At 51.7% G+C, this 600-nt stretch carries 1 protein-coding gene; it reads right to left on the bottom strand.

Annotation, left to right across the window (positions count from 1 at the left end):
* Nucleotides 1-427: 427 nt before the first annotated feature.
* The gene (locus ACXJ5O_RS29230) at nt 428-583 is read right to left on the bottom strand and encodes a hypothetical protein (protein WP_457302952.1); all 156 of its coding nucleotides are present in this window, start codon (nt 581-583) and stop codon (nt 428-430) included.
* Between the last annotated feature and the right edge of the window lie 17 nt (nt 584-600).

Genomic DNA, 600 nt, shown 5'->3' with positions numbered 1-600 from the left:
CGCTTGTACAAAGTTGGAACCTACCAACAACCCTTCGTTTGAAAATGCCGATAATAGCCGCTTTTTTCGATTATGATTCTTGCCTTAAAGTCTACAATCCCTCGACGTCGGGAAAACGCTCAATGATCTCCATGATCGAATTTGAACGCTCGCCCCTGTTGTCACTAACAGCTGGGTGATGCGTCGGAAATAGACGATTCAGCTCTCCATTGCTAATTTCTCAAGTAGCTCTTCTCATGACTCACTGATGCAATCATATGCTGGACTTGCGACACAGCACTATCAACGTTCAAATCGGTACTGCTGGCGAATGGTGATTTGTGCACGCCGATTGCCCCAGGGTCTGCCAAACAACATGTTCCGCCAAGAAACGCCTACGCACACGCGGAGGCACCTTCCAAGGGATCGTGCCTGATAGCGCCCGAAACTATACGGCACTTATGGGAGGCCGACGTTTGTCCCAATGCAACTCCTGTTCCATAGTATGAGCAAGCCGCAGCAGAGTGGCTTCATCTCCGTAACGCCCGACCAATTGCACCCCGACAGGAATTCCGCTCTGCGTTTCGGCCACGGGGACTGACATGGCGGGCAGACCGGAGA

The organism is Phyllobacterium sp. P5_D12 (genome assembly GCF_054049495.1).
The sequence above is the reverse complement of the archived record's forward strand: the minus strand, read 5'-3'. Positions and strand labels throughout refer to the sequence as shown.